The 26,727-nt window shown below is 69.5% G+C and carries 25 protein-coding genes and 2 tRNA genes; 17 read left to right on the top strand and 10 right to left on the bottom strand.

Features of this window, described 5'->3' with window-relative positions:
- Positions 1-166 precede the first annotated feature (166 nt).
- The 6 genes from rsmG to rpmH form a co-directional block, all read right to left on the bottom strand.
- Entirely contained in the window at positions 167-883 is a 717-nt protein-coding gene (gene rsmG / locus IG90_RS0101115) for a 16S rRNA (guanine(527)-N(7))-methyltransferase RsmG (RefSeq protein WP_030575965.1), read from the bottom strand.
- 109 nt (positions 884-992) lie between these two features.
- Positions 993-1,508, bottom strand: coding sequence for a Jag family protein (locus IG90_RS0101110; RefSeq protein ID WP_030575962.1), 516 nt, complete (start codon positions 1,506-1,508; stop codon positions 993-995).
- Positions 1,509-1,522: 14 nt separating this feature from the next.
- Positions 1,523-2,788: a membrane protein insertase YidC gene (gene yidC, locus IG90_RS0101105; protein WP_030575959.1), complete on the bottom strand. Its 1,266-nt coding sequence runs from the start codon at positions 2,786-2,788 to the stop codon at positions 1,523-1,525.
- 3 nt (positions 2,789-2,791) lie between these two features.
- Positions 2,792-3,151, bottom strand: a complete 360-nt coding sequence (gene yidD / locus IG90_RS41265) for a membrane protein insertion efficiency factor YidD (protein ID WP_078585111.1) — start codon at positions 3,149-3,151, stop codon at positions 2,792-2,794.
- Positions 3,148-3,519 (bottom strand): ribonuclease P protein component, encoded by a 372-nt coding sequence (rnpA, locus tag IG90_RS41260; protein WP_078585110.1) that lies wholly within the window; start codon positions 3,517-3,519, stop codon positions 3,148-3,150. Before rnpA ends, yidD begins: the two co-directional genes overlap by 4 nt.
- A gap of 21 nt (positions 3,520-3,540) precedes the next feature.
- Complete coding sequence (rpmH, locus tag IG90_RS0101095; RefSeq protein WP_003967884.1) at positions 3,541-3,678, bottom strand: 50S ribosomal protein L34; 138 nt, start codon at positions 3,676-3,678, stop codon at positions 3,541-3,543.
- A 382-nt stretch (positions 3,679-4,060) separates the two neighbouring features.
- Between rpmH and dnaA the strand changes: the two genes are divergently transcribed.
- The 9 genes from dnaA to IG90_RS0101050 all read left to right on the top strand — a co-directional run bounded on the left by dnaA (position 4,061) and on the right by IG90_RS0101050 (position 17,027).
- Entirely contained in the window at positions 4,061-5,923 is a 1,863-nt protein-coding gene (dnaA, locus tag IG90_RS0101090; protein ID WP_078585109.1) for a chromosomal replication initiator protein DnaA, read from the top strand.
- Between the two features lie 960 nt (positions 5,924-6,883).
- Positions 6,884-8,014, top strand: coding sequence for a DNA polymerase III subunit beta (gene dnaN, locus IG90_RS0101085; protein ID WP_003967886.1), 1,131 nt, complete (start codon positions 6,884-6,886; stop codon positions 8,012-8,014).
- A 160-nt stretch (positions 8,015-8,174) separates the two neighbouring features.
- Complete coding sequence (gene gnd, locus IG90_RS0101080) at positions 8,175-9,053, top strand: phosphogluconate dehydrogenase (NAD(+)-dependent, decarboxylating) (RefSeq protein WP_030575953.1); 879 nt, start codon at positions 8,175-8,177, stop codon at positions 9,051-9,053.
- Between the two features lie 72 nt (positions 9,054-9,125).
- Complete coding sequence (recF, locus tag IG90_RS0101075; RefSeq protein WP_030575949.1) at positions 9,126-10,256, top strand: DNA replication/repair protein RecF; 1,131 nt, start codon at positions 9,126-9,128, stop codon at positions 10,254-10,256.
- 197 nt (positions 10,257-10,453) lie between these two features.
- Positions 10,454-10,957: a DciA family protein gene (locus tag IG90_RS0101070; protein ID WP_124265425.1), complete on the top strand. Its 504-nt coding sequence runs from the start codon at positions 10,454-10,456 to the stop codon at positions 10,955-10,957.
- A 448-nt stretch (positions 10,958-11,405) separates the two neighbouring features.
- Entirely contained in the window at positions 11,406-13,475 is a 2,070-nt protein-coding gene (gene gyrB, locus IG90_RS0101065; protein ID WP_030575943.1) for a DNA topoisomerase (ATP-hydrolyzing) subunit B, read from the top strand.
- Positions 13,476-13,522: 47 nt separating this feature from the next.
- Positions 13,523-16,162, top strand: coding sequence for a DNA gyrase subunit A (gene gyrA / locus IG90_RS0101060; protein WP_030575941.1), 2,640 nt, complete (start codon positions 13,523-13,525; stop codon positions 16,160-16,162).
- Positions 16,163-16,255: 93 nt separating this feature from the next.
- Positions 16,256-16,879 (top strand): DUF3566 domain-containing protein, encoded by a 624-nt coding sequence (locus IG90_RS0101055; RefSeq protein WP_030575939.1) that lies wholly within the window; start codon positions 16,256-16,258, stop codon positions 16,877-16,879.
- Positions 16,880-16,950: 71 nt separating this feature from the next.
- A tRNA-Ile gene (locus IG90_RS0101050) sits at positions 16,951-17,027 on the top strand.
- A 461-nt stretch (positions 17,028-17,488) separates the two neighbouring features.
- Here the strand turns inward: IG90_RS0101050 and IG90_RS0101040 are convergent.
- Complete coding sequence (locus tag IG90_RS0101040; protein WP_030575933.1) at positions 17,489-17,863, bottom strand: DUF6344 domain-containing protein; 375 nt, start codon at positions 17,861-17,863, stop codon at positions 17,489-17,491.
- A 291-nt stretch (positions 17,864-18,154) separates the two neighbouring features.
- Between IG90_RS0101040 and IG90_RS45110 the strand changes: the two genes are divergently transcribed.
- The 3 genes from IG90_RS45110 to IG90_RS0101030 all read left to right on the top strand — a co-directional run bounded on the left by IG90_RS45110 (position 18,155) and on the right by IG90_RS0101030 (position 19,872).
- Complete coding sequence (locus tag IG90_RS45110) at positions 18,155-18,289, top strand: DLW-39 family protein (RefSeq protein WP_003958712.1); 135 nt, start codon at positions 18,155-18,157, stop codon at positions 18,287-18,289.
- A 103-nt stretch (positions 18,290-18,392) separates the two neighbouring features.
- Positions 18,393-18,533 carry a hypothetical protein gene (locus IG90_RS44170; protein ID WP_157846270.1) on the top strand — a complete coding sequence of 47 codons (141 nt, stop codon included), beginning with the start codon at positions 18,393-18,395 and terminating at the stop codon, positions 18,531-18,533.
- A gap of 19 nt (positions 18,534-18,552) precedes the next feature.
- On the top strand, positions 18,553-19,872 hold the full coding sequence (locus IG90_RS0101030) for a hypothetical protein (RefSeq protein ID WP_030575929.1): 1,320 nt from the start codon (positions 18,553-18,555) through the stop codon (positions 19,870-19,872).
- Between the two features lie 131 nt (positions 19,873-20,003).
- Here IG90_RS0101030 and IG90_RS0101025 read toward each other — a convergent pair whose 3' ends face one another.
- Positions 20,004-21,329, bottom strand: a complete 1,326-nt coding sequence (locus IG90_RS0101025) for a serine/threonine protein kinase (RefSeq protein WP_030575927.1) — start codon at positions 21,327-21,329, stop codon at positions 20,004-20,006.
- Positions 21,330-21,466: 137 nt separating this feature from the next.
- The gene (locus IG90_RS0101020) at positions 21,467-22,015 is read right to left on the bottom strand and encodes a helix-turn-helix domain-containing protein (RefSeq protein ID WP_030575924.1); all 549 of its coding nucleotides are present in this window, start codon (positions 22,013-22,015) and stop codon (positions 21,467-21,469) included.
- A 178-nt stretch (positions 22,016-22,193) separates the two neighbouring features.
- Here IG90_RS0101020 and IG90_RS0101015 point away from each other — a divergent pair.
- The 3 genes from IG90_RS0101015 to IG90_RS0101010 all read left to right on the top strand — a co-directional run bounded on the left by IG90_RS0101015 (position 22,194) and on the right by IG90_RS0101010 (position 23,547).
- Positions 22,194-22,266, top strand: a tRNA-Ala gene (locus IG90_RS0101015).
- A 369-nt stretch (positions 22,267-22,635) separates the two neighbouring features.
- Entirely contained in the window at positions 22,636-22,935 is a 300-nt protein-coding gene (locus tag IG90_RS45450) for a helix-turn-helix domain-containing protein (RefSeq protein ID WP_233435858.1), read from the top strand.
- Between the two features lie 27 nt (positions 22,936-22,962).
- Entirely contained in the window at positions 22,963-23,547 is a 585-nt protein-coding gene (locus IG90_RS0101010) for a TerD family protein (RefSeq protein ID WP_030575921.1), read from the top strand.
- Between the two features lie 344 nt (positions 23,548-23,891).
- Here IG90_RS0101010 and IG90_RS0101005 read toward each other — a convergent pair whose 3' ends face one another.
- Positions 23,892-24,611, bottom strand: a complete 720-nt coding sequence (locus IG90_RS0101005; RefSeq protein ID WP_030575917.1) for a DUF5324 family protein — start codon at positions 24,609-24,611, stop codon at positions 23,892-23,894.
- Positions 24,612-24,892: 281 nt separating this feature from the next.
- Here IG90_RS0101005 and IG90_RS0101000 point away from each other — a divergent pair, with 281 nt between their 5' ends.
- Positions 24,893-25,420 carry a peptidylprolyl isomerase gene (locus IG90_RS0101000; RefSeq protein WP_030575913.1) on the top strand — a complete coding sequence of 176 codons (528 nt, stop codon included), beginning with the start codon at positions 24,893-24,895 and terminating at the stop codon, positions 25,418-25,420.
- Positions 25,421-25,651: 231 nt separating this feature from the next.
- Positions 25,652-26,554: a rhomboid family intramembrane serine protease gene (locus IG90_RS0100995; protein ID WP_030575911.1), complete on the top strand. Its 903-nt coding sequence runs from the start codon at positions 25,652-25,654 to the stop codon at positions 26,552-26,554.
- The last annotated feature ends 173 nt before the right edge of the window (positions 26,555-26,727 follow it).

The raw sequence follows: 26,727 nt of genomic DNA, 5'->3' as shown, positions 1-26,727 counted from the left end.
CGATGCCCCCGCGAAGCAACTACCAGGCCACGACACTCCGCACGAGGTACGTATGGCTACTTTCCGGTCGAACCACTGCTAAGCGCCCCAAGACGTCATGGACTCCGCATACCGGTCGACCGCTCGGAGCCCTCGGCCGGACGACAACAGTGTCCCGCGATGCCCCTCAGCGACGCCTGCGCGTGCGACCCGTCCGGGCGGCCTTGGCCCTCTTTGCGGCGAACCTCACACCGCCCGGGCTCTCGCCCACCACGACGCGGACCACCGTGGAGAGCGGATCGACCACACCTTCGCCGACATGCAGCACCTCGGTCTCCAGGACACCGAGCTTACTGAGAGCGGCCCTGGCACCGTTGAGCTCCTCCTCGGCGGTATCGCCCTTGAGCGCGAGCATCTCACCGTACGGCTTCAGCAGGGGCACCCCCCAGCCCGCCAGCCGGTCCAGCGGCGCCACCGCACGGGCGGTCACCACCTGCACGGGCTGAAGCGTCCCGAGGACCTCCTCCGCCCGGCCGCGCACGACCGTCACATGGTCCAGGCCGAGCAGGTCGACGACCTCCTGGAGGAAGTTCGTCCGCCGGAGCAGCGGCTCCAGCAGGGTGATCTTGAGATCGGCGCGCACCAGGGCCAGCGGGATCCCGGGCAGACCCGCGCCCGAGCCCACATCGCAGACGGTGACGCCTTCGGGCACGACCTCGGAGAGCACCGCGCAGTTCAGCAGGTGCCGCTCCCACAGCCGGGGGACTTCACGCGGCCCGATCAGGCCTCGCTTGACCCCCGCATCCGCAAGAAGCTCCGCGTACCGGACAGCCTCCGGGAAGAACTCTCCGAACACCGCCTGCGCCTCCGCAGGTGCCTGGGGGAGCTCTGCTGCCTCCGTCACGGGGACCGTCCTTCCGTACCGCACTAGCGCACTGTGGGTGGCTGAATATCAGGCTGACAAAGATCGGCCCCGCCTGCGAACAGACGGGGCCGACAGTACAAGGATCCGGTCAGGCCGGGAGAACGACGACGAAGCGCTGCGGCTCCTCGCCCTCCGACTCGCTCCGGAGACCGGCCGCGGCGATCGCGTCGTGCACGACCTTGCGCTCGAACGGCGTCATCGGGTCCAGCTTCACCGGCTCGCCCGAGCTCTTGACCTCGTTCGCGGCCTTGGCACCCAGCTCCGCGAGGATCTCGCGCTTCTTGGCCCGGAAACCGCCGATGTCCAGCATCAGCCGACTGCGGTCGCCGGTCTCCCGGTGGACGGCCAGTCGCGTCAGCTCCTGGAGCGCCTCCAGGACCTCACCGTCGCGGCCCACGAGCTTCTGGAGGTCGCGTGCCGATTCGCTGATGATCGACACCGCGGCCCGGTCCGCCTCGACGTCCATGTCGATGTCGCCGTCGAGGTCGGCGATGTCGAGCAGTCCCTCAAGGTAGTCGGCCGCGATCTCGCCCTCCTGCTCCAGGCGGGTCAGGGTGTCGCTCCCGGCCTCGGCGGCGGCCGTGGAAGTGGTGCCTTCCGTCACGGATGGACTCCTTCTTACTTCTTGGACGGGTGCTTGGGCCGCTGCGGGCCCTTGCGCTGTCCGGACTTGGCTTGGCGTGAGGAGCCGGAGGCGGGCTTGCCCGCCGACTTCGGCTGGTCGTCCTGCGGTGCGTCCTGCTTCTCGAGCGAGGTCTTGGAGCCGGCTTCCGCAGGCTCCGAGTCCTTGGCTCCACCGGCCGTGGCACCGGTCGTCTGGCGCTTCGCCTTGGTCTGGCGCTTGGGCTGCTGACGCTTGTGCGCCTGGCTGCCCTCGGCATCGGCGGCGGCGGTCTCGCTCTTCTGCACCGTGCCGTCCTCCTGGGCCGCGAGACCCAGCTTGCCGAGGCTGGTGATGAACTTGCGCTCGATGTCGTTGCGGTCGGGTCCCTTGGCGACGATCGCCTTGACGGTGTTGCGCCGGGTGCGGCCGCGGACCTGCTCGTGGGCGGTCACGCTCTTGAGGACCCGCTGGAGGTAGGCGTCCTGCGCCTTGCTGCCCGGCGTCGGGTTCTGGTTGATCACGTACATCTGCTGGCCCATGGTCCAGACGTTCGTGGTCAGCCAGTAGACCAGGACACCGACGGGGAAGTTGATGCCCATCACGGCGAAGATGACCGGGAAGATGTACATCAGCATCTTCTGCTGCTGCATGTACGGGGTCTTCACCGTCAGGTCGACGTTCTTCGTCATCAGCTGGCGCTGGGTGAAGAACTGCGACGCGGACATCAGCAAGATCATGATCGCGGTGATGATCCGGACGTCCAGCAGGTCGGCGTTGAGCGAAGTGACCTTCTCGACGCTGTCCGTGAACTTCGCGGCGAGCGGGGCACCGAAGATGTGGGCCTCACGGGCGCTGTCCAGCAGGTCCTGGTTGATCGCCCCGATCTTCTTGCCCGAGGCGATGGACGACAGCACGTGGTACAGGGCGAAGAAGAACGGGGACTGCGCCAGGATGGGAAGGCACGAGGAGAGCGGGTTGGTACCCGTCTCCTTGTACAGCTTCATCATCTCTTCGGACTGACGCTGCTTGTCGTTCTTGTAGCGCTCCTGGATCGCCTTCATCTTCGGCTGGAGCACCTGCATGTTGCGGGTCGACTTGATCTGCTTCACGAAGAGGGGGATCAGGCAGATCCGGATCAGCACCACCAGGGACACGATCGACAGGCCCCAGGCCCAGCCGGAGTCGTCACCGAAGAGCGCCCCGTAGACCTTGTGGAACTGAACGATGACCCATGAGACGGGTGTGGTGATAAAGCTGAACAGACTGGCAATCGTGTCCACTAATCAGGCTCCTTGAGCATTGGGCGAGGTCTCTGCGGCCGGGCTCGGAGGTTCGGAGACCGACCCCCCGGGCGGCACATCAGCGGCGGACTCCCCGCCCTTTTCGCCGCGCAGGGCATTACGCAGCAGCTCGTGCCACCGCGGACGCTTACGTGGCGGAACATGATCCACACCGCCGGGTGACCACGGATTGCACCGCAGGATGCGCCAGGCCGTCAGCGCTGTTCCCTTGATGGCACCGTGCCTGTCGATCGACGTATATCCATAGTGGGAACACGACGGGTAGTACCGGCAGACAGGCCCGAGGAGTGGACTGATCGTCCACTGGTACAGCTTGATGAGAGCAAGCAGCGGGTACTTCATCGCGCGCCCCCTCCCAGCAGCCGCTGAAGGGCGGCGTCCAGGTCTCGGGCCAGCTGTGCATAGTCGGCGTCGCCCGCACCGGGCAGCGCCCGTACGACAACAAGGCTACCGGGGGGCAGCTGAGCCAGCCGGTCGCGGACCAGGTGGCGAAGCTTCCGCTTGACCGCGGTACGGACGACGGCGCCACCCACGGCCTTGCTGACAACGAAACCCGCACGCGGCGGGGGAACACTCTCCCCCGTCACGTGCGGGTCCGTTTCACCGCTGCGTAGATGGACGACGAGCAGCGGACGTCCGGCTCGACGTCCTCGTCGTACCGCGGTCGCGAAGTCCTCGCGCCGCCTCAGCCGATTCTCGGTAGGCAGCACGTCATGGACCTGTAAGCGATATCAGGCGGACAGGCTGCTGCGGCCCTTGCCACGGCGGTTCGCGAGAATCGCACGGCCGGCACGGGTACGCATGCGCAGCCGGAAGCCATGGGTCTTGGCGCGACGACGGTTGTTCGGCTGGAAGGTGCGCTTGCTCACTCGGGGGCTCCAGAAATGATTCGTGTGTTGGCGGGACATCGCCTGGCTGTCACCGTGCGCCCACGAGGAACTCGCGTAAACGCCTTAGTGCACCGCTTCACAATCACAGATCGTGATCTTTGCCCATCGGAGGCAGGCGGCAGCAGCCATCGACAACTCGACCTGGTCACGGTACGCGCGGCTACGCCATCCGGTCAAACCGGCTTCGCGTGACCCCTCATTGTGCACAGCCTGTGGACAACAACTTGAACCGCGCGGGTCGGCCTGACTACCGTGACTGAACTCCCGGTTCTTTTCCTTCCCGACTGCCGGGCCTCACCCGACCCGACCCATCCCGTCCCGAGAACCACACATTCGTGGGACATGCGAGAGAGCGTGCCTTGTGGCTGACGTACCTGCCGATCTTGCCGCAGTGTGGCCGCGAGTGCTGGAACAACTCCTCGGGGAGGGCCAGCAGGGCATCGAGCCGAAGGACAAGCAGTGGATCGAGCGCTGCCAGCCGCTGGCACTCGTCGCCGACACCGCACTGCTGGCCGTCCCCAATGAATGGGGCAAGCGCGTCCTGGAGGGCCGGCTCGCGCCGCTGATCAGCGAGACGCTGACCCGCGAGTGCGGCCGCCCCATCCGGATCGCGATCACCGTCGACGACTCCGCGGGCGACCAGCCCGCCCCGCCGTCGCCCCCGATGCACCAGTCGCACCAGAGCCAGCAGGGCCACCGCTACCCGGCGCAGCAGCCGCGTGAGGACTCCCAGCGCAACGACGCGTACGACGGATACGGCCACCGGCCCTCCGACGACGGGATGCCGACGGCCCGGCCTGCCTACCCCGACTACCAGCAGCAGCGCCCGGAGCCCGGCGCCTGGCCGCGTACCCAGGAGGACCTCTCCTGGCAGCAGCCGCGGCACGGCGGGTACCAGGACCGCGAGCAGCCCTCCGGCGAGCAGTACCGCGAGGGCGACGGGTACCGGGAGAACGAGCAGTACCGGGAGCAGCCCTCCGAGCAGTGGCGCGAGCCGTACGGCACCGGGCGCCCCCAGCACGACTACCGGTCGCAGCCGCCCGAGCACCAGGGGTACGAGCAGCAGCGGCCCGACCGGCAGGACCAGCAGCCGCAGCACCGCCGGGGCGGTCACGGCCCCGGGCGGACCGGCGGCTCGGTCCCCGGTCCGATGGGCGCCCAGCCGGCCCCCGCGCCGGGACCCGGCGAACCGCATGCCCGGCTGAACCCGAAGTACCTCTTCGACACCTTCGTCATCGGGGCGTCCAACCGGTTCGCGCACGCCGCGGCCGTCGCCGTCGCCGAGGCGCCCGCGAAGGCGTACAACCCCCTCTTCATCTACGGGGAGTCGGGGCTCGGCAAGACCCACCTGCTGCACGCCATCGGGCACTACGCACGGAGCCTCTACCCGGGGACCCGGGTGCGGTACGTGAGCTCGGAGGAGTTCACCAACGAGTTCATCAACTCCATCCGCGACGGCAAGGGCGACACCTTCCGCAAGCGGTACCGCGATGTGGACATCCTGCTGGTCGACGACATCCAGTTCCTGGCGAGCAAGGAGTCGACGCAGGAGGAGTTCTTCCACACCTTCAATACGCTGCACAACGCGAACAAGCAGATCGTGCTCTCCTCGGACCGGCCGCCCAAGCAGCTGGTGACGCTGGAGGACCGGCTGCGCAACCGCTTCGAGTGGGGCCTGACCACCGATGTCCAGCCGCCCGAGCTGGAGACCCGGATCGCGATCCTCCGCAAGAAGGCGGTGCAGGAGCAGCTCAACGCCCCTCCCGAGGTCCTGGAGTTCATCGCCTCGCGGATCTCGCGCAACATCCGTGAGCTGGAGGGCGCCCTGATCCGGGTGACCGCCTTCGCCTCGCTCAACCGGCAGCCGGTGGACCTCGGGCTGACCGAGATCGTCCTGAAGGACCTGATCCCGGGCGGCGAGGAGTCCGCCCCGGAGATCACCGCGCCGGCCATCATGGCCGCGACCGCGGACTACTTCGGCCTCACCGTGGACGACCTCTGCGGATCCTCGCGCAGCCGGGTCCTGGTGACGGCGCGCCAGATCGCCATGTATCTGTGCCGCGAGCTGACCGACCTCTCGCTGCCGAAGATCGGTGCGCAGTTCGGCGGCCGCGACCATACGACGGTGATGCACGCGGACCGGAAGATCCGGGCACTGATGGCGGAGCGCCGCTCCATCTACAACCAGGTCACCGAGCTGACCAACCGCATCAAGAACGGCTGACGCCGGCTTCACACGGCCGGCTCCCGGCTCGTCGGGCTTCTCCGGAAGCGTTTGTCAGGGGCGCCTGTCACGGACCACCACGGCCCGCGGCAGGCGCTTCTCGCGTTCTCAGGGCCCCGCGGCGGGCCGCCCAGGGCGGCCATCGGGCTGTCGGCGGCCCGCGACGAGCGCTCCGCCGGGCCCGTGCTGTTCGAATACGGGCCGTTCAGAGGCCCTTCTCCACAGATGTGCGGGAAATCTTCCGTCCACAGCCTGGGGACTGGGAAGTTGTCCATATTGCGTCCACAGGGCGCGCTGCCGATACTCCATCAGGCCAGGTCACATGGTTGGGGATTTGTGGTCAACCGCTGTCCACAGGCTGTGGACAGTCTTTTCGTCCACAGGGGGTCGTCGATGTTGTCCACCGGCGGCCCACAGGCTGAGCCCTGTTGTCCCCAGCTTCCCCCCGCTTCTCCACACCCCTGTCCACTGTTCGGCAACGCAACACACGCTCTCACCGCCCGGAGTGAAAGGCGTCACACCAAGGAGGCCGGTTGGGTTGTGGGGAACGTGGGTAAAGCTGGGGACAGGCCTGGGGAGAAGTGGCCCCCTCCTGTGCATCGGGTGTGCAGAACTTTCGCCCGTCCACAGAAAGCCCTGGTTGTCCACGGGTGCCACCCACAGGACCGGTGGACAAAAAACCGTTGCTGACCTGCGCAAACGACGTTATCCACGGTATCCACAAGGCCTACTACTACTACCACCCAGAGTTAGCCAGGGATCAGCTTCGAAGTGGGGCCTGTGTACAACTCGACCGTCGACCGCCGCGAAGCTCTCGGCCCGACTTGACCCCGAGCAGCAACGACTGTCGGTGCCGTACGTCAGACTGGACCCCGGAGACTCCCCAGCCCTCGGCAGGGAGCTCCGGTCCAGACGACGAAGGCCAGCAGGGCGAGCGAGCAACAGCAGGAGGCGGTTCCGGTGAAGATCCGGGTGGAGCGCGATGTACTCGCGGAGGCGGTGGCCTGGGTGGCCCGCAGCCTCCCGGCCCGTCCGCCGGCGCCCGTTCTCGCGGGCCTTCTGCTGAAGGCCGAGGACGGGGCTCTCAGCTTCTCCAGCTTCGACTACGAGGTCTCCGCCAGGGTCTCCGTCGACGCGGAGATCGACGAGGACGGCACGGTGCTCGTCTCCGGCCGGCTGCTCGCCGACATCTGCCGCGCCCTGCCCAACCGCCCGGTGGAGATCTCCACCGACGGTGTGCGCGCCACGGTCGTCTGCGGCTCCTCCCGCTTCACCCTCCACACACTGCCTGTGGAGGAGTACCCCGCGCTGCCGCAGATGCCGACCGCCACGGGCACCGTTCCCGGTGAGGTCTTCGCCTCGGCCGCCGCCCAGGTCGCCATCGCCGCCGGCCGCGACGACACGCTGCCGGTGCTCACCGGTGTGCGCATCGAGATCGAGGGAGACACGGTCACCCTCGCCTCCACGGACCGCTACCGCTTCGCGGTCCGCGAGTTCCTGTGGAAGCCGGAGAACGCCGACGCCTCGGCGGTCGCCCTGGTGCCCGCCAAGACGCTCCTGGACACCGCCAAGGCGCTCACGAGCGGCGACACGGTCACCCTGGCGCTCTCCGGCTCCGGCGCGGGCGAGGGCCTGATCGGTTTCGAGGGCGCCGGACGCCGGACCACCACCCGGCTGCTCGAGGGCGACCTGCCGAAGTACCGCACGCTCTTCCCGACCGAGTTCAACTCCGTCGCGGTGATCGAGACGGCCCCCTTCGTCGAGGCCGTCAAGCGTGTGGCCCTGGTCGCCGAGCGCAACACGCCCGTGCGGCTCAGCTTCGAGCAGGGCGTCCTCATCCTGGAAGCCGGTTCCAGTGACGACGCACAGGCTGTGGAGCGGGTCGACGCGGTGCTGGAGGGCGACGACATCTCGATCGCCTTCAACCCGACGTTCCTGCTGGACGGTCTGAGCGCGATCGACTCCCCCGTCGCTCAGCTCTCGTTCACCACGTCCACCAAGCCCGCCCTGCTCAGCGGCCGCCCGGCCGTCGACGCCGAGGCGGACGACGCGTACAAGTACCTGATCATGCCGGTGCGCCTCTCCGGCTGATCCCGCTTCCCCCGGCCGGCCGGGGGACGTGTCCGCGGCAGTTTCCGGCGGGCCCGCTCGGCGCGGAGCGGGCCCGCCGTGCTGTCCCCGGCCGGGCGTAGGCTCGGTCCTGGGCGCACCTACCCCGACGCTTATCGCCACGACGCTTAAGGAATCTCTGATGGAGCTCGGTCTCGTCGGCCTCGGCAAGATGGGCGGCAACATGCGCGAGCGCATTCGCCGCGCAGGCCACACCGTCATCGGTTACGACCGCAACCCGGATGTCGCCGATGTCCACAGTCTCGAAGAGCTTGTGGGCAAGCTGAAGGGCCCGCGGGTCGTCTGGGTCATGGTCCCGGCCGGTGCCGCGACCCAGTCCACGATCGACGAGCTGGCGGAGCTGCTCTCGCCCGGCGACGTCGTCGTCGACGGCGGGAACTCGCGCTGGACCGACGACGAGAAGCACGCCGTCGAGCTGGGCATCAAGGACATCGGTTTCGTCGACTGCGGAGTCTCCGGCGGCGTCTGGGGCCTGGAGAACGGCTACGCCCTGATGTACGGCGGCACCGACGAGAACGTGGCGAAGGTCCAGCCGATCTTCGACGCGCTGAAGCCCGAGGGCGACTTCGGCTCCGTCCACGCGGGCAAGGTCGGCGCCGGCCACTTCGCGAAGATGGTCCACAACGGCATCGAGTACGCCATGATGCAGGCCTACGCCGAGGGCTGGGAGCTGCTGGAGAAGGTCGACTCCGTCACCGATGTGCGCGAGGTCTTCCGCTCCTGGCAGGAGGGCACGGTCATCCGTTCCTGGCTGCTCGACCTCGCGGTCAACGCGCTCGACGACGACGAGCACCTGGACAAGCTCCGGGGCTTCGCCGCCGACTCGGGCGAGGGCCGCTGGACGGTGGAGGCCGCGATCGACAACGCGGTGCCGCTGCCCGCGATCACGGCGTCGCTGTTCGCGCGGTTCGCCTCGCGCCAGGACGACTCGCCGCAGATGAAGATGATCGCCGCACTGCGCAACCAGTTCGGCGGGCACGCGGTCGAGAACAAGAAGTAGTCCCGCCGCACCACCAGGAAAAGCGGCACCAGCACCAACAGCGGAACAGAAAGGCCCGGGAGGTCGGCGCACATGCATGTCACCCATCTCTCGTTGGCCGACTTCCGCTCGTACGCCCGGGTCGAGGTCCCTCTCGACCCGGGCGTCACCGCGTTCGTGGGCCCCAACGGCCAGGGCAAGACCAACCTCGTCGAGGCCGTCGGCTACCTCGCCACCCTCGGCAGCCACCGGGTCTCCTCGGACGCCCCGCTGGTGCGGATGGGAGCGGAGCGGGCGGTGATCCGCGCGGCGGTCACCCAGGGCGAGCGTTCGCAGCTGATCGAGCTGGAGCTGAACCCCGGCCGCGCGAACCGGGCCCGGATCAACCGGTCCTCGCAGGTCAGACCGCGTGACGTGCTCGGCATCGTACGGACGGTGCTGTTCGCGCCGGAGGATCTGGCCCTGGTCAAGGGCGACCCCGGCGAGCGGCGGCGGTTCCTGGACGAGCTGATCACGGCGCGTTCGCCCCGGATGGCCGGGGTCCGCTCCGACTACGAGCGGGTGCTCAAGCAGCGCAACACCCTGCTGAAGTCCGCGGCGATGGCCCGGCGGCACGGCGGCCGCTCGATGGACATGTCCACCCTCGACGTCTGGGACCAGCACCTGGCCCGGGTGGGTGCCGAGCTGCTCGCGCAGCGTCTGGATCTGATCGCCACGCTCCAGCCGCTGGCCGACAAGGCGTACGGGGACGTCGCGCCGGGCGGCGGTCCGGTGGCGCTGGAGTACCGCAGCTCGGTCGGCGAGGACGTGGGTCCCGCGCGCACCCGCGACGAGCTGTACGAGCAGCTGCTCGCGGCGCTCGTGGGGGTCCGCAAGCAGGAGGTCGAGCGGGGCGTGACCCTGGTCGGTCCGCACCGCGACGATCTGGTGCTCGGTCTGCGGGGGATGCCGGCGAAGGGGTACGCCAGTCACGGCGAGTCCTGGAGTTACGCGCTGGCGCTGCGGCTGGCCTCGTACGAGCTGCTGCGCTCCGAGGGCAACGAGCCGGTGCTGGTCCTGGACGACGTCTTCGCCGAGCTGGACGCCCGCCGCCGGGAGCGGCTGGCGGAGCTGGTGGCCCAGGGCGAGCAGGTGCTCGTGACGGCCGCGGTGACGGAGGACGTGCCGGGCGTACTGGCGGGGACGCGGTACGCGGTGACCGCGGGCGAGGTGGAGCGCGTATGACCGGCCGGGACGGAAGCGGGACGGGCCGGCGGGGATCGGCCTCGCGCGCGAGCGGTACGAGTGCGGCCCGCGCGACGGGCAAGGATGTGGGCGCGGATCGGGTCGACGGGCCCGGCGGCGCGGGAGACGCCCTGCCGGACCCGGCCGCTTCCGGAGCGTCCGCCGGGGTGTCTTCCGGGGCGTCGAAGCCGCCCGAGGTGACCGGGGTCGATCTCGCACGGGTCGCGTTGCGGGCGGCGAAGGAGCAGGCCAGGGCGCGGGGCGCGGCGGCGCAGCAGAAGAAGCAGGCCCGGCGGGGCGGCGGGCTGCGCTCGGGGGCCCGGTCGGACGGCCGGGATCCGCTGGCGCTGGGCTCCGCGATCAACCGGCTGATCACCGAGCGGGGCTGGGAGTCGCCCGCGGCGGTCGGCGGGGTGATGGGGCGGTGGCCGCAGATCGTCGGCGAGGACCTGGCGAAGCACTGCGTACCGCTGCGGTACGACGACGCTCCGGATGCCCGGGTGCTGACCGTGAGCTGCGACTCGACGGCGTGGGCGACGCAGCTGCGGCTGCTGGCTCCGCAGCTGGTGGCCCGGCTGAACGCGGATCTGGGGCACGGCACCGTACGGCTGATCAAGGTGGTCGGGCCGGGCGGTCCGGAGCGCCGGTACGGGCCGTTGCGGGCGCCCGGCAGCAAGGGGCCGGGCGACACCTACGGGTGAGGGTTCGGGCCGGCCGCCGGAAGCGGCGGGCCGCCGTGGGCCCGCGGTCGGGTTCCGCGCCCCCTCGCCGCTTCCGTGCGGATCGCCGCGCGGCAACGCTGAGCTGCACTTTCGGCGTAAAAGTGTCGTGTACTGGGCGAGCATGGCGTCGGGTTCGTCATGGTTTGCCCGGGAGGAAACCGGACGGTACGGCCGGAGCGTCCCTCACCGTAGCGGGAGGTTGACAGGCCGAAGCGCTCAAAGCCCTTCAGGGCCTCTTGGAGCCCCTTCCTGAATATGGGGAGTCGTCAGCCGCTCATTCAGGGCGGCACAGCCGGACTCAGGTACCGGCAAACCCCCAATCATGTCGGCGCTACCGGTAGACTGGTGAGTAATCCCGCCGCTGAGGCGGGAGTCGTTGATACAAGCCGAACGACGCAGCCGCTCCCGCCTGTCCGGAGAACGGCCTGTGCTGTGCCAGAAAGGGCGCTTCGTGGCCGATTCCGGCAACCCCAACGAGAACATTCCGTCCACAGCCGGTGAGCACGGCGAGGTCACCGCCTCGTACGACGCCAGCGCGATCACCGTGCTGGAAGGGCTGGACGCGGTCCGCAAGCGACCTGGCATGTACATCGGCTCGACCGGTGAGCGCGGCCTGCACCACCTGGTGCAGGAGGTCGTCGACAACTCGGTCGACGAGGCGATGGCCGGCCACGCGGACACCATCGACGTCACGATCCTCGCCGACGGCGGGGTGCGCGTGATCGACAACGGCCGCGGCATCCCGGTCGGCATCGTGCCGTCCGAAGGGAAGCCGGCCGTCGAGGTCGTGCTGACCGTCCTGCACGCGGGCGGCAAGTTCGGCGGCGGCGGTTACGCCGTCTCCGGCGGTCTGCACGGCGTCGGCGTCTCCGTCGTCAACGCCCTGTCCACCCGGGTCGCCGTCGAGGTCAGGACGGACGGCTACCGCTGGACCCAGGACTACAAGCTCGGCGTCCCGACCGCGCCGCTGGCCCAGCACGAGGCCACCGAGGAGACCGGTACGTCGGTCACCTTCTGGGCCGACGGGGACATCTTCGAGACCACCGAGTACAGCTTCGAGACTCTCTCGCGCCGCTTCCAGGAGATGGCGTTCCTCAACAAGGGCCTCACCCTCAAGCTGACCGACGAGCGCGAGTCGGCGAAGGCCACGGCGGGCGCGGACAGCGTGGAGGCCGTCGAGGTTCCCGAGGAGGAGACGACGCGGTCGGTCACGTACCACTACGAGAACGGCATCGTCGACTTCGTCAAGTACCTCAACTCCCGCAAGGGCGACGTCATCCACCAGTCGGTGATCGACATCGAGGCCGAGGACAAGGACCGTCTTCTCTCGGCCGAGATCGCCATGCAGTGGAACACGCAGTACACCGAGGGCGTCTACTCCTTCGCCAACGCGATCCACACGCACGAGGGCGGTACGCACGAGGAGGGCTTCCGTGCGGCGCTGACCTCGCTGGTCAACCGGTACGCGCGCGACAAGAAGCTGCTCCGCGAGAAGGACGACAACCTCACCGGCGAGGACGTCCGCGAGGGCCTCACCGCGATCATCTCGGTGAAGCTCGGCGAGCCGCAGTTCGAGGGCCAGACGAAGACCAAGCTGGGCAACACGGAGGCCAAGACCTTCGTGCAGAAGGTCGTCCACGAGCAGCTGACGGACTGGTTCGACCGCAATCCCAACGAGGCCGCCGACATCATCCGTAAGGGCATCGCCGCCTCGACCGCCCGTGTGGCGGCCCGTAAGGCGCGTGACCTGACGCGGCGCAAGGGGCTCCTGGAGAGCGCCTCGCTGCCGGGCAAGCTCAGTGACTGCCAGTCGAACGACCCCACCAAGTGCGAGATCTTCATCGTCGAGGGTGACTCCGCCGGTGGTTCGGCGAAGTCCGGCCGTAACCCGATGTACCAGGCGATCCTGCCCATCCGCGGCAAGATCCTGAACGTCGAGAAGGCCCGGATCGACAAGATCCTCCAGAACACCGAGGTCCAGGCGCTGATCTCGGCGTTCGGCACCGGGGTCCACGAGGACTTCGACATCGAGAAGCTCCGCTATCACAAGATCATCCTGATGGCGGACGCCGACGTCGACGGTCAGCACATCAACACCCTGCTGCTGACCTTCCTCTTCCGCTTCATGCGGCCGCTGGTGGAGGCGGGGCACGTCTACCTCTCGCGCCCGCCGCTCTACAAGATCAAGTGGGGCCGGGACGACTTCGAGTACGCGTACTCGGACCGGGAGCGCGACGCGCTCGTGGCGCTCGGCAAGCAGAACGGCAAGCGGATCAAGGAAGACTCGATCCAGCGCTTCAAGGGTCTCGGCGAGATGAACGCCGAAGAGCTGCGCGTCACGACCATGGACGTCGACCACCGGGTCCTCGGCCAGGTCACGCTGGACGACGCGGCGCAGGCCGACGACCTGTTCTCGGTGCTCATGGGTGAGGACGTCGAGGCACGGCGTTCGTTCATCCAGCGCAATGCCAAGGACGTCCGCTTCCTCGACATCTGAGTCGGCCGTACCAGCGACGCCGCAGCTCGAAAGGACTTTGACCAGCAATGGCCGACGAGAACACCCCTGTGACACCTGAACCCGTGGTTCCCGAGGAAGCGATCGTCCCCGGTGTGGGCATGCGTGTCGAGCCCGTCGGGCTCGAGACGGAGATGCAGCGCTCCTACCTCGACTACGCGATGTCCGTCATCGTCTCGCGAGCGCTGCCCGACGTACGGGACGGCCTCAAGCCCGTCCACCGCCGGGTGCTGTACGCGATGTACGACGGCGGCTACCGCCCCGAGAAGGGGTTCTACAAGTGTGCCCGCGTCGTCGGTGACGTCATGGGCACGTACCACCCGCACGGCGACTCCTCCATCTACGACGCCCTGGTGCGCCTCGCGCAGCACTGGTCGATGCGCATGCCGCTGGTGGACTCCAACGGCAACTTCGGTTCCCCGGGCAACGACCCGGCCGCCGCCATGCGGTACACCGAGTGCAAGATGATGCCGCTGTCCATGGAGATGGTCCGGGACATCGACGAGGAGACCGTCGATTTCAAGGACAACTACGACGGCCGTAACCAGGAGCCGGTCGTCCTCCCGGCGCGGTTCCCGAACCTCCTGATCAACGGCTCCGCGGGCATCGCGGTGGGTATGGCCACCAACATCCCGCCGCACAACCTGCGCGAGGTCGCGGCCGGCGCGCAGTGGTACCTGGAGCACCCGGAGGCTTCGCACGAGGAGTTGCTGGACGCGCTCCTTGAGCGGATCAAGGGCCCCGACTTCCCGACGGGCGCGCTCGTCGTCGGCCGTAAGGGCATCGAGGAGGCGTACCGCACCGGCCGTGGCTCGATCACGATGCGCGCGGTCGTCGCGGTCGAGGAGATCCAGGGCCGTCAGTGCCTGGTCGTCACGGAGCTTCCGTACCAGACCAACCCCGACAACCTCGCGCAGAAGATCGCCGACCTGGTGAAGGACGGCAAGGTCGGTGGCATCGCCGACGTCCGCGACGAGACGTCATCGCGCACCGGTCAGCGCCTGGTCGTCGTCCTCAAGCGGGACGCGGTCGCCAAGGTCGTCCTGAACAACCTGTACAAGCACACCGACCTCCAGACGAACTTCGGCGCGAACATGCTGGCGCTCGTCGACGGGGTGCCGCGCACGCTGTCGATCGACGCGTTCATCCGCCACTGGGTGACGCACCAGATCGAGGTCATCGTCCGGCGGACGAAGTTCCGGCTGCGCAAGGCGGAGGAGCGGGCGCACATCCTGCGCGGCCTCCTCAAGGCCCTCAACGCCATCGATGAGGTCATCGCCCTCATCCGGCGCTCCGACACGGTGGAGATCGCGCGTGAGGGCCTGATGGGCCTGCTGGAGATCGACGAGCTCCAGGCGAACGCGATCCTGGAGATGCAGCTGCGCCGGCTGGCCGCGCTGGAGCACCAGAAGATCACCGCCGAGCACGACGAGCTCCAGGCGAAGATCAACGAGTACAACGAGATTTTGGCCTCGCCCGCGAAGCAGCGCACGATCGTCAGCGAGGAACTGGCGGCGATCGTCGACAAGTTCGGCGACGACCGGCGCTCGAAGCTGGTGCCCTTCGACGGTGACATGTCCATCGAGGACCTGATCGCCGAGGAGGACATCGTCGTCACGATCTCCCGCAGCGGTTATGTGAAGCGCACGAAGACGGACGACTACCGTTCACAGAAGCGCGGCGGCAAGGGCGTACGGGGGACGAAGCTGCGGGAAGACGACATCGTCGACCACTTCTTCGTCTCGACGACCCACCACTGGCTGCTGTTCTTCACGAACAAGGGCCGGGTCTACCGGGCCAAGGCGTACGAGCTCCCGGACGCCGGCCGGGACGCGCGCGGCCAGCACGTCGCCAACCTGCTGGCCTTCCAGCCGGACGAGAAGATCGCCCAGATCCTGGCGATCCGCGACTACGAGGCCGTGCCGTACCTGATCCTGGCGACGAAGGGCGGTCTCGTGAAGAAGACCGCGCTCAAGGACTACGACTCGCCGCGCTCGGGCGGTGTCATCGCGATCAACCTGCGCGAGATGCCGGAGGGCGGCGACGACGAGCTGATCGGCGCGGAGCTGGTGTCGGCCGAGGACGATCTGCTGCTCATCAGCAAGAAGGCCCAGTCGATCAGGTTCACCGCGACGGACGACGCGCTGCGCCCGATGGGCCGTGCCACCTCGGGCGTCAAGGGCATGAGTTTCCGTGAGGGAGACGAACTGCTCTCGATGAATGTCGTCCGGCCCGGTACGTTCGTGTTCACCGCTACCGACGGCGGGTACGCGAAGCGGACCCCCGTCGACGAGTACCGCGTCCAGGGCCGCGGCGGCCTCGGCATCAAGGCCGCCAAGATCGTGGAGGACCGCGGATCGCTCGTCGGTGCGCTGGTGGTCGAGGAGACCGACGAGATCCTCGCCATCACGCTCGGCGGCGGTGTGATTCGTACGCGAGTCAATGAAGTCAGGGAGACGGGCCGTGACACCATGGGCGTTCAACTGATCAATCTGGGCAAGCGCGACGCCGTCGTCGGCATCGCGCGCAATGCCGAGGCCGGTCGTGAGGCGGAAGAGGTCGATGGGGCCGATGACGCCGACGGCGAGCTGGCCGAGGTCCACGCCGAGGGCGTGACAGAGGGCACTGTCGAGGGCACGGAGCCTTCGACCGGGGAGCACGAGGAGTAGAGCGTGAGTGGAGCCACGGGCGCCGGTTCGGCCGCTTCCGGAGCTGGAGCGAACGGTGCCCGTGGCCCTGCCACGGACTCCCAAGGGGGCACTGTGACGGACACACGAGGGCCTCAGCCCCAGTACGAGGGTTACGCGACCGGGCCTCTGCCCGGCGAGCGTGAGCCCGCACCGGGGCCGTCGGGGCCGTACCACCCGCCCCAGGCGTACCAGGCGCCCGGCGGCGGCACCCAGGGCGGCCAGCAGCGCCCCGGACATCCGGCCGACGGCACGCTGGGCGGTGCGCAGGGCGTGGGCGGCGCCCAGGCGACGCGGAAGCCGCGCACGGGGGCGCGGACGACTCCGCGAACCCGCAAGGCCCGCCTGCGGGTGGCCAAGGCCGACCCGTGGTCGGTGATGAAGGTCAGCTTCCTGCTGTCGATCGCGCTGGGCATCTGCACGGTCGTGGCGTCGGCGGTGCTGTGGATGGTCATGGACGCGATGGGCGTCTTCGAGACGGTCGGCGGCACGATCAGCGAGGCCACCGGCTCGAACGAGAGCAACGGCTTCGATCTGCAGTCGTTCCTGTCGCTGCCGCGCGTGCTCATCTTCACCTCGGTCATCGCCGTGATCGACGTGGTCCTGGCCACCGCGCTGGCGACGCTGGGCGCCTTCATCTACAACCTGTCGGCGGGCTTCGTGGGCGGCGTCGAGCTCACGCTGGCCGAGGACGAGTAGCGCGCCGGGTATCGATTTTGGGACTGGCCCCGACGTGCGCTAATCTTCAGAAGTCAGCGCGACAGCGCGGCGGGGCTATAGCTCAGTTGGTTAGAGCGCATCCCTGATAAGGATGAGGCCACAGGTTCAAATCCTGTTAGCCCCACCAGCACGAAGGCCCCTCACCGGAGACGGTGGGGGGCCTTCGCCGTGTGCGGCCGGTATCGGGCGTTCAGCGGATCCGGAGGTGCGGCGGAGCACGGCCTGTGAGGATGTGCGGGCTCGGCCTCCGGCGTGGGAGGCCGGCCGTGGATGAGGCCTGTGAAGGCGCGACTTGCCCGGTACGGTGTCGTTTTCCTGGGCAGGGTGGCGTGGGCGGCTCTTCGCGACCCGACGTCAGTTGTCCCGTTGGTGATCGGCCGGCTGTCCGTGGCGGTGCTCGGCTGGTGTTACGTCCGCCGTGTCCGGAGAGAGATCCGGGGCGTCAAGGACGACAACAGGCAGGCCAGGGAGGCCCGGGAGGCGCGGCGGAGCGCCAAGTCCGAGGCGCCTGCCCCTGATCGCACGAAGAAGGGCCCCCGGCCGGTGTGAACCGGACCAGGGGCCCCGGAAGTGCGGTGGGCGCCGGGATCAGGGGGGTGGCGCAGGGGAGTCGCCTTCCGGGGCTGTGGGGTGGGAGCCGGTCTGGCCGGTGGTGCGGGCGGTCTCCGCGGGGTCGAGCGACAGGTGGCGGGTGGCCGGGGAGGAGCCGTGGGCCTCGGCGCGGATGCGCTGCTTCATCGTGGGCGGGAGGGCCCGGTCACGCGGAAGGGTCCATCGGACCGAGGGAGCGATCGGAGTTGCCGTGGTGGCACCCGTGTGCTCCTGGGTCGTGGCGCTCGGCTGCGGGGCGTTCGAGGCGTTCGCGGCGCTCGCCGTGGCGCTGGCGAGGCCCAGCGACGCCAGGAGGGCGAAGAAGGCGGTGATGAAGGCGGTCCAGATGTTCTTGGGCTGGAAGGTGCTCATGGCCCCTCGCTTTCGGACGGTCCGGTTGCTGACTTCTCCGATCATGTGGATCCCCGCCGCGATTTCGGGGAACGACGCCCGCTCTGCGCCGATCTTCGGATTAACACCACTCGTATGGTGCAACCGGAGTGGACAGGCCCTCGAAGGCGGTCGGAAGGGGGTGCCGGGAGGTCCTCCGGTGTGCCGCGGAGGGGCTGCTTTTGGGTTCCGGGCAGGTCACCGATCGGTATCGGCCGGTGTGTATAGTCGGCGGCAGAAGGCCCCTACGCCAAGGAAAGACGAGGTAGCGCGGTGAAGAAGCTTCTCCTGGTCGCACTGGCCGCCATCGGCGGGCTCCTCGTGTACCGCCAGATCCAGGCGGATCGCGCCGAGCAGGATCTGTGGACGGAGGCTACCGACTCCGTGCCCGCAGGTTCGGGTGTGTGAGACGGCACAGTCTGTTACGGGCCCCGGTCGCTGAGCGGCCGGGGCTTCGTGCTGTCCGGGGTCCGTCCGCCGGTGCCCGGGCCGTGTGTCGTGGATTGCTCAAGTGAACTCCCTTGACGGCGTCGGCGAGGCCGGGAATCCGGACAAGAAGGGCAATCCGGCTGGGGCCAGAGACAGCAGCGGTGCGGGCGGGGCAGGATGGACCGGCACCGACGCCGGGCGGTCGACGGGCATCGGCGCGTGAGGACGACGAGGGGAAGCGCGTGAAGAGGCAGCGCAGCAGGGGCCGGGTGGCGGCCGCGGCACTCGCGGCGATGTGCGCGGCGGCGGTCCTGCCGGGGCAGGCGCACGCGGCCGGCCCCGGGGCGTACGCGTTCGACCCCGACGCGAGGAACGTGCAGGGGGCGGCGGCGAACGTCGAGGCGTCCGAGCTCGACGAGGGCGTCCCGTACCGCAGCACGATCAGGCGGGGCGAGAAGCTCTACTACCGGGTCACGCTGGACGACGCCTCCGACGCCTACGTCTCGGCGGTCGCGGTGCCGGGTGCCGGCGGCACGGCCGCCTACGGCGACGGCATCACCGTCAGCCTCCGGGAGACCGACGACACCCAGTGCAGCTCGGGGCGGGCGAACTTCGGGCCGGGTGAGTACGCCCGTCCCGTCGCCGCGTACGCCTACCGGGCCGTCGAGGAGGGCGGCAGCACCTGCCAGGAGAGCGGCCACTACGACGTCCTCGTCGAGCGCGAGAGCAAGTCGGCGGCCGACACCGAGGCCTGGGACCTGGAGTTGCGCTTCCTCGAGGAACCGCGGTTGAAGAGCGGGTCCTCCATGCCGACGGACGGGCCCGACAGCTGGCCCTCGGCCTCGGCTCCGCCCCCGACCGGGAAGCAGCAGAAGCGGTCCGGCGGGGCCGGGTACTCCGAGGCCACCAGCCTGGAGAACGGCCGCTGGCAGGACACCGTCGCCCCGGGGCAGACCCGCTTCTTCCGGGTGCCGGTGGACTGGGGCCAGCAGATCCACGCCACCGCCGGGCTCTCCAACAGCACCGGCGCCGACAAGGACTTCGTGGGCAACGCGCTCACCCTGTCACTGGACAACCCGGCCCAGGGGCCGGTCTCCGACGCCACGCTCTCGTACTCCGGAGGGCCCGCCTCCGCGTCGCTGCGGCCGCTGCCGCCGGTGGCCTACCGCAACCGGTTCGACTCCTCGACCCAGGTCAGCGCCATGCGCTTCGCCGGCTGGTACTACCTGTCGGTGTCCCTCAGCCCGAAGCTGAAGGAGTCCTACGGCACCGATCCGATCCCGTTCGAGCTGTCGGTCCAGGTGAAGGGCGAGGCGGAGTCCTCCCCGTACGAGGGCGACGCAGGGGTCTTCGGCGTCACCGACCAGGACCGGGAAGTGGCCCGGAAGGGGAAGAACGCCCGGGAGGCCGCGCAGAGCGGCCCGATGACGGTGGTCGCAGCGGCCGGGATCGGCACGGGGTCCGTGCTGGTGCTCGGGCTGGGCGTCTGGACGCTGCTGGCCCGCCGCCGCGCGACGGCCGACGCCCCGGCCGCCGGTTACCCGGCCGGTGGGGGCCACTAGCCGCCGCAGGGCTGGTAGACGGGCCGCCGGCAGCTGTCGGCGGCCCCGCGCCACGCCCGCCGCGTCGGCGGCTGCCGTCCACCGGGGACGTCAGGCCGGGGCGGTCAGATCTGGCCGTCCGCCTTGGGTCGTCAGATCTGGGTCAGGGCCCAGATTCCTACCGCGAAGCAGATCAGCGCCACCACCAGTACCGGGACCGCCACCTTCGGGGGCGGTCCCGGACGCGTTCGCCGTACGGGCGCGTGGGGTGCGGCGTGCTGCACCGGCGGGGCCGGCACCGGCGGGTGCTGCTGGGCGGTGTAGGCGCGGGTGGAAGCGGGACCGTGCGGTACGCCGGAGGCCGGCGCCCGGGAGGAGTGCGGCGCGCCGACGGCGTACGGGGGCGGTGTGTCCGCCGTGAACGGGGCGGCCGGAGGCTGTTGGAACCCAGGCTGTGCGTAAGGCTGTTGCTGCGGGGGCGCGGCTCCCGGCGGCGGCGCGAGGTGGAAGCTGCCGGTCTCCGACATCGAGACGGGGGGCGGTGCGGAGGGCTGCTGCACCGGGGCGGGTGCGGGCTCCGCGGGCTGTTGGGGGACGGTGACGGGCCCGTCGGGGCCGAATCCCGCCGGCAGCGGCCCGATCTGGTCGAACACCTCCACCGGCTCGTCGTGCGGGCCGGGTTCGGGCAGCATCTCGACCGCCGCGGTCAGGGCCTTGCGCGCGCCCGTCGCGGTCCGGAACCGGGCGTGCGGGTCCGGCTGGAGCAGACCGGCGAGAACCTGCCACAGCGGCTCGGGAATGCCGTTGGGCGCGCTCGGGGTGCCGTGCGCGGCGAAGTGCTCGACCAGCGCCTGCGAGTCGGGCTTCTGGCCCTGGAGGAGGTAGAGCGCGACCAGGCCGACCGCGAAGAGGTCCGCGGGGAAGTCGGGCTCGGCGCCCATCATCTGCTCGGGGGCGAAGTAACCGGGCGTGCCGACCACGTAGTTGGTCTCGGTCAGCCGGGGCTCGCCCTTGCGCATCGAGATGCCGAAGTCGGAGAGGCGCAGATGAGGGCGGCCCGTTCCGGTCGCCTCCATCAGGATGTTGGCGGGCTTGATGTCGCGGTGCACCACCCCTTCGGCGTGCACCGTGGAGAGGCCGGAGAGCAGCTGGTCCAGCAGGAGGCAGACGAAGCGCGGGGGCAACGGGCCGTAGTCGCCGATGACATGGGCGAGCGAGCCGCCGCTCACCAGGTCCATGGTGAACAGGACCTTGTCGTCGTCGGCGGCCCAGCTGGCCGGGGCCAGTACGTGCGGGTGCTCGATGCGCAGGGCCTGCTCGCGGACGAAGCGCAGCAGCGTGTGCGCGTCGCTCTGCTGGAGCACCTTGGCCGCGACGTACCTGCGGCGTCGGTGGTCCCAGGCGCGCCAGACGGCGCCGACCCCACCCCGGCCGATCGGATCGATCAGCTCGTACCGACCAGCGAAGACCTCACCCATTGTGCTGCGCCCGCTCCCCGCTCCTGTGGTGCCGTGGCGTCCGCCGCGGCCCGCGTCCGGCCCCCGTGTCCTGCCGGCACCAGGGCCCTGCGCGGTGCGCGTGCCCTGGCTCCGTCGTCCGTCGTGTTCCGGACCTGCTAGCTCTGGTGCCCTTCGTAGTGCGCGACCGCGTCCGCGGTGCGCCCCGCTCCGTACACCTTGAGGAACTCTGCCAGCTCCGGGTGGGTCGGGGCGAGGGCGTCCGAGGCGTCGATGATGTCGCCGGCTGCCGCGACGGACCGCAGCAGGGACTGGATCTCGCGCACCACACGGCGGACGGTGGGAGCGCCGCCGGTCGAGCCGGTCTGGCCGGTGGCGGTCAGGACCGATCCGCCCTGCGACTTCTTGATCTCCTCCATGCGGTCGGTGGCCTCGCCCGCGCTGACGCTGCCGTCGGCCACCTGGCTCGACAGCTCCTGAAGGGCCTGGACGCGCTGGACCACCGCGGGGTTCCCGATCTTGGCCCGCTGGCCGCTCATCAGCTGGGAGAGCATCGGGGCGGAGAGCCCGAGAACGGCGGCCAGCCGGGCCTGGTTCAGACCGAGGTCATCGATCAGCCGACGGAAGAGCGCCCCCAACGGCTCCCCGTACCAACTGCGTTGAAGCTCTCTGGCTCTTGCCGTCGCCTCTTGTTGCGCTGCGTCCATGGCGTCTCCCCATCGCTGCGGCTTCGCTGCTGCGAACCTTGCGAGCATCTTACGGAGCGTGGTCGTCCACCGGGAGTCCCTATCCTTTTGCAGGATTACGGGGGTCACCCGGTACTCTGGTCTGCGACGGTGGCCCTGGCACGGACGTGCTGGGCGTTGCCTTCGTTCGTCGTGGCCCGGGGCCTTAGCTCAGTTGGTAGAGCGCTGCCTTTGCAAGGCAGATGTCAGGAGTTCGAATCTCCTAGGCTCCACATTCAAAGAGGGCCTCCGACCAGCAGAAATGCCGGTCGGAGGCCCTCTTTTCTCATGCGGTCCCGTCGGCGAGCAGTTCCCGCACCGTCTTCCACAGGGCGTCCCAGTCGTCGGCGCTCGGTCGTGCCGAAGCGCCCGTGGTGCAGCAGGTGGCTCGTCCGGTAGTCGGCGATCCGGGCTCAAGGTGGCTCGTCCGGTAGTCGGCGATCCGGGCTCAGGTGGGCGCCCCGCCAGTGGTGTTGCCAGGACGTCGCCCGCCGTGCGGTGGCGTCGGCTCCAGAGACCTGTGGTGGCTCAACGCGGCGTCCTTCCCCCTGGAGTGGAGCAACCAGGAGGTCGCGGACATCGCCGACCAGCTGAAGCAGCGCATGGCCCTGCTCCTCAGCGAAGGTCTGACCGACCGGACGATAGCCAAGCGCATGGGCATGTCCGTCCGTACCTGCCGCCGTCACATCGCCGAGATCATGGAACGTCTCGGCGTCAAGAGCCGTTTCCAGGCGGGCTTCCTGCTGAGCGCCCGTACGGAGTCTTCGCCGCCCCCGAGGACACCGAAACCCCTGCTGACCGCTGAGCGCTGCGGTCCCGGACCTCGATCTCGTACGATCCGGAACCAGCCATCCGCCTCCGGGGGCCGAGTGCCGGGGTCACCAGGCACACTTCATACGTAAACAGTCGAGCCACAAAAGGACTCAGGCATGATCACGTTGACGAAGGAAGACGGCCCGGCGGACCTCGGCGGGGTGACCCACCTGTCCATCGGGGCGTCCTGGGACCCGACCGTCGGGAGCAGCGGCGGTCTGATGGGGAAGATCAAGCAGAAGGCCGGTACGGACCTCGACCTGATCGCCATCGCGCTGCAGGGCGGGGACCCGGTGCGGCTGGCCGGTCTGGACTCGCTGGACCCGCTGGGCAACGGCTCGCTGGTGCACAGCGGCGACAACCAGACCGGTCACGGGGACGGTGACGACGAGACGGTGACCGTGGAGTTCGCCAAGATTCCTTCGAACATCACGTCGATCGTCTTCATCGCCGCCGCGTACAAGAAGCGCAGCGCGTTCAAGAACGCGCGCAACATCAGCTTCAAGGTGTACGACGCGACGGGCGGCAGCACGCAGCAGGTCGCCGACATCTGGCCGAGCATGCTCACCCAGGACAACGGCGTCGCGGTGGCCAAGGCGATTCGCGAGGGCGGGGGCTGGAAGCTCCAGGTGATCAACGAGACCGGGAAGATCAAGCAGGGCGACGAGCAGGCCCTGATGCGCTTCGCCGTGAGCCGCTAGGGCGTGTTTCGAAGGTCCCGCCTGCTCGGCGGCGTCTGGCACGCACGCTCGCCGCGTTGTCGGGATCACCCCGATACATCCGGTATCGGGGCGACCCTCCGCCTGGCGATCGCACGCACCAGACGCCGCCGAGCCCGCCCTCCGGGCGGACGGCGCTACTTTCGAAACACGCCCTGGTCGCCGGGGCGGCAGGGCGGACGAGCAACAGGGCGTACGCACGGACGGCGCACGAGCCACGCGCGAGCGGGCAACGAACGAACGCGGCTGCGGTGACCGCCTGGGCGGTTCCGCAGCCGCGTTCGTCCTGTCAGGGGGTGCGCCCGGGGCGCCCCGGGCGGCCCCCGTCAGGGCCGGTCGTCGAGGCCCGGGGTGTCCCCGTCGCCCTGCTCGGCCTCGGCCTGCTCGGCCTTGACCTCCGGGTCGAGGCCGGCCCGGCCGCTGCCGTCGACCGAGCTGAGCGGCGAACGCTCGTCGCCCACCTCGGTGGCGACGGGCGGCTCGACCAGCCAGTCGGGGTTGGCCTGCTTGTCCCACCAGCGCCAGGCGGCATAGGCGCCGCCCGCCAGGACACCCAGTACCAGGAACCTCTTCGCGGTCCGGCCGGCCCTGGCCCGCCGCTGGTGCTTCCTGGCCAGCTTCTGGATCTCCTTGGCGGTCACCTGGGTGCGCAGCGCCGCGAGGGCGGCCGCGCTGCGGGCGGACGCCTGCTCGGCGACGGGCAGGGCCACCGCCCGGACGTGCTCGACGCGTGGCGCCGTGTAGTCGGCGGCGCTCCGTGCGGCCTTCCGGGTGGAGACCGCGGCGCGGTGCGCGGCCTCGTCGACCCGGGGCGGTACGTGCGTACGGGCCTGTTCGAGGCGCGGTGCGAGATGGGACGCGTACTGGACACGGGCCTGCTGGGCCGCCTTCGTCACCTTCGGCGCGAGCAGTACGCGCGCCTCGTGCGCGTAGTGAGCCGCCTGCTCCTTGGCTGTGCCGGCGTAGGGCGCCACCACTTCCGCGGCGTGCTGCGCGCTGTCCTTCGCCGAGTCGGTTGCGGCGCGCACGCTGTCGATGCGGGTCACGAGATCCTCCTCCTTGGTGGCGGGTAGGTACTCCGCCTGTCCGCCCAGTTCGAAATCATGCCTGTTGCGGCCATGCCCGGCATGCGGGACGGGCATCCGGGTCATGATCTTCGTTTGCGGCCAAAACGGTTCATGTGAAGTGTGCCGACGACAATGCCATGGTTCGGGGGCGAACGCGCCGTTTTGCCCGGCATCCGGCCGTACATTTCCCGGTCCGTGGGAGGATCGGCGGACGTCAGCGAAGGATGTGACGTCAGGTGAAGGATGAAGGAAGGCAGATCGTGGCCGAGCAGCTTTACGCCACCTTGAAGACCAGCCAGGGCGACATCGAGATCCGGCTTCTGCCGAACCACGCCCCCAAGACGGTCCGGAACTTCGTCGAGCTGGCCACCGGTCAGCGCGAGTGGGTCAACCCGGAGACCGGCGAGAAGTCCACGGACCGGCTGTACGACGGCACCGTCTTCCACCGGGTCATCAGCGGGTTCATGATCCAGGGTGGCGATCCGCTGGGCAACGGCACCGGTGGCCCCGGCTACAAGTTCGCCGACGAGTTCCACCCGGAGCTGGGCTTCACCCAGCCGTATCTGCTGGCCATGGCGAACGCGGGCCCGGGGACGAACGGCTCGCAGTTCTTCCTGACCGTGTCCCCCACCGCCTGGCTGACCGGCAAGCACACCATTTTCGGCGAGGTGGCCGACGAGGCGGGCCGCAAGGTCGTCGACGCCATCGCGGCCACCCCGACCAATCCGCGCACCGACCGTCCGCTGCAGGACGTGGTGATCGAGTCCGTGGTCGTCGAGACCCGCTGACGGTCCGCCTCCCGGCGGGCCCGGCCGGGACCTCACCGGACGCACCTCGCGGGAGACCTGCGTGGGGACCTGGGCGGGGGACCTGGGCGGGGGACCTGCGTGGGGGACCTGGGCGGGGACCTTCGTGGGAACCAACCGCCCTGCCCGTCCGTACTTGTTACCGAGCGGACCAGCGGGGCGGCCCTGTCCGCGCCGCCCGAGCGACGAGGACCGAGAGGCAGGCCAGGACCGATGGACCAGCAGCCGCCGGGGGACCGTGAGGCCGCGGGAAGCGGTGCGCCGACGCCGACCTGCTACCGCCATCCCGACCGCGGGACCGGCATCAGCTGTACGCGCTGCGAGCGGCCGATCTGCCCCGAGTGCATGGTCAGCGCCTCGGTCGGCTTCCAGTGCCCCGACTGCGTACGCCAGGGCTCGGGCACCGGACACCACCCGGCGGCCAGCCGGCCGCGGACCCTGGCGGGCGGCTCCGTGGCCGCCGATCCGCGTCTGGTCACCAAGATCCTGCTCGGCATCAATCTCGCCGTCTTCCTCCTGGTCAGCATCCGTCCCGAGCTGGTGAACGATCTGACGCTGCTCGGGCGGGCCTGGGACCCGAGCCCGCCGCCGGGATCCATCGCAGGCGTCGCCGAGGGCCAGTGGTACCGCCTGGTGACCTCGATGTTCCTGCACCAGGAAGTGGTGCACATCGGGTTCAACATGCTGGGGCTGTGGTGGCTCGGCGGGCAGCTGGAGGCCGCGCTCGGCCGGTCCCGCTATCTCGCCCTCTATCTGCTGTCCGGCCTCGCGGGCAGCGCCCTGACATATCTGATCGCCGCGCCCAACCAGGGTTCGCTCGGCGCGTCCGGTGCGGTCTACGGCCTGTTCGGTGCCATCGCCGTCCTGATGCGGCGGATGAACTACGACATGCGTCCGGTGCTGGTGCTGCTGGCGCTCAACATGGTCTTCACCTTCACCTGGGGTGGGATCGCCTGGGAGGCGCACGTCGGCGGTCTGGTCGCGGGCGTCGTCATCGCCGTCGCCATGGTCCACGCCCCGCGCGATCGGCGTACCGCGGTGCAGGCTGGCACCTGCGCGCTCGTCCTGCTGGCGACCGTCGGGATCATCGTCGCCCGGACGATGGCGCTCACCTGAGCGGAATGAGGCCCTCCACCCCCAGGCGGCCCGAAGTTGTCCACAGTGCGCGCAGAATCTTGTGCATGGCAAGAGGAACATTCGTTCCCCTTGTCGCTGAGCTGGGTCTTTCCGCCCGGACGACGGGGTGCAGCCCCCCTCGGCGAGGGAGGCTGCAGTCACACCGGCGTCAA

The organism is Streptomyces anulatus (assembly GCF_000721175.1).
Lineage (GTDB): Bacteria > Actinomycetota > Actinomycetes > Streptomycetales > Streptomycetaceae > Streptomyces > Streptomyces anulatus_C.
Note: the sequence above shows the minus strand (reverse complement) of the source record. Positions and strands in the feature narration are given on the sequence as shown.

What these genes read in the sequence shown, in the direction of transcription:
- gyrA (WP_030575941.1), top strand. Translation starts at nt 13,523, where the DNA reads ATGGCCGACGAGAACACCCCTGTGACACCTGAACCCGTGGTTCCCGAG.
- IG90_RS45450 (WP_233435858.1), top strand. Translation starts at nt 22,636, where the DNA reads ATGGCCCTGCTCCTCAGCGAAGGTCTGACCGACCGGACGATAGCCAAG.
- IG90_RS0101020 (WP_030575924.1), bottom strand. Translation starts at nt 22,015, where the DNA reads ATGGACGCAGCGCAACAAGAGGCGACGGCAAGAGCCAGAGAGCTTCAA.
- IG90_RS0101040 (WP_030575933.1), bottom strand. Translation starts at nt 17,863, where the DNA reads ATGAGCACCTTCCAGCCCAAGAACATCTGGACCGCCTTCATCACCGCC.
- IG90_RS0100995 (WP_030575911.1), top strand. Translation starts at nt 25,652, where the DNA reads ATGGACCAGCAGCCGCCGGGGGACCGTGAGGCCGCGGGAAGCGGTGCG.
- yidD (WP_078585111.1), bottom strand. Translation starts at nt 3,151, where the DNA reads ATGAAGTACCCGCTGCTTGCTCTCATCAAGCTGTACCAGTGGACGATC.
- IG90_RS0101010 (WP_030575921.1), top strand. Translation starts at nt 22,963, where the DNA reads ATGATCACGTTGACGAAGGAAGACGGCCCGGCGGACCTCGGCGGGGTG.
- gnd (WP_030575953.1), top strand. Translation starts at nt 8,175, where the DNA reads ATGGAGCTCGGTCTCGTCGGCCTCGGCAAGATGGGCGGCAACATGCGC.
- recF (WP_030575949.1), top strand. Translation starts at nt 9,126, where the DNA reads ATGCATGTCACCCATCTCTCGTTGGCCGACTTCCGCTCGTACGCCCGG.
- IG90_RS0101025 (WP_030575927.1), bottom strand. Translation starts at nt 21,329, where the DNA reads ATGGGTGAGGTCTTCGCTGGTCGGTACGAGCTGATCGATCCGATCGGC.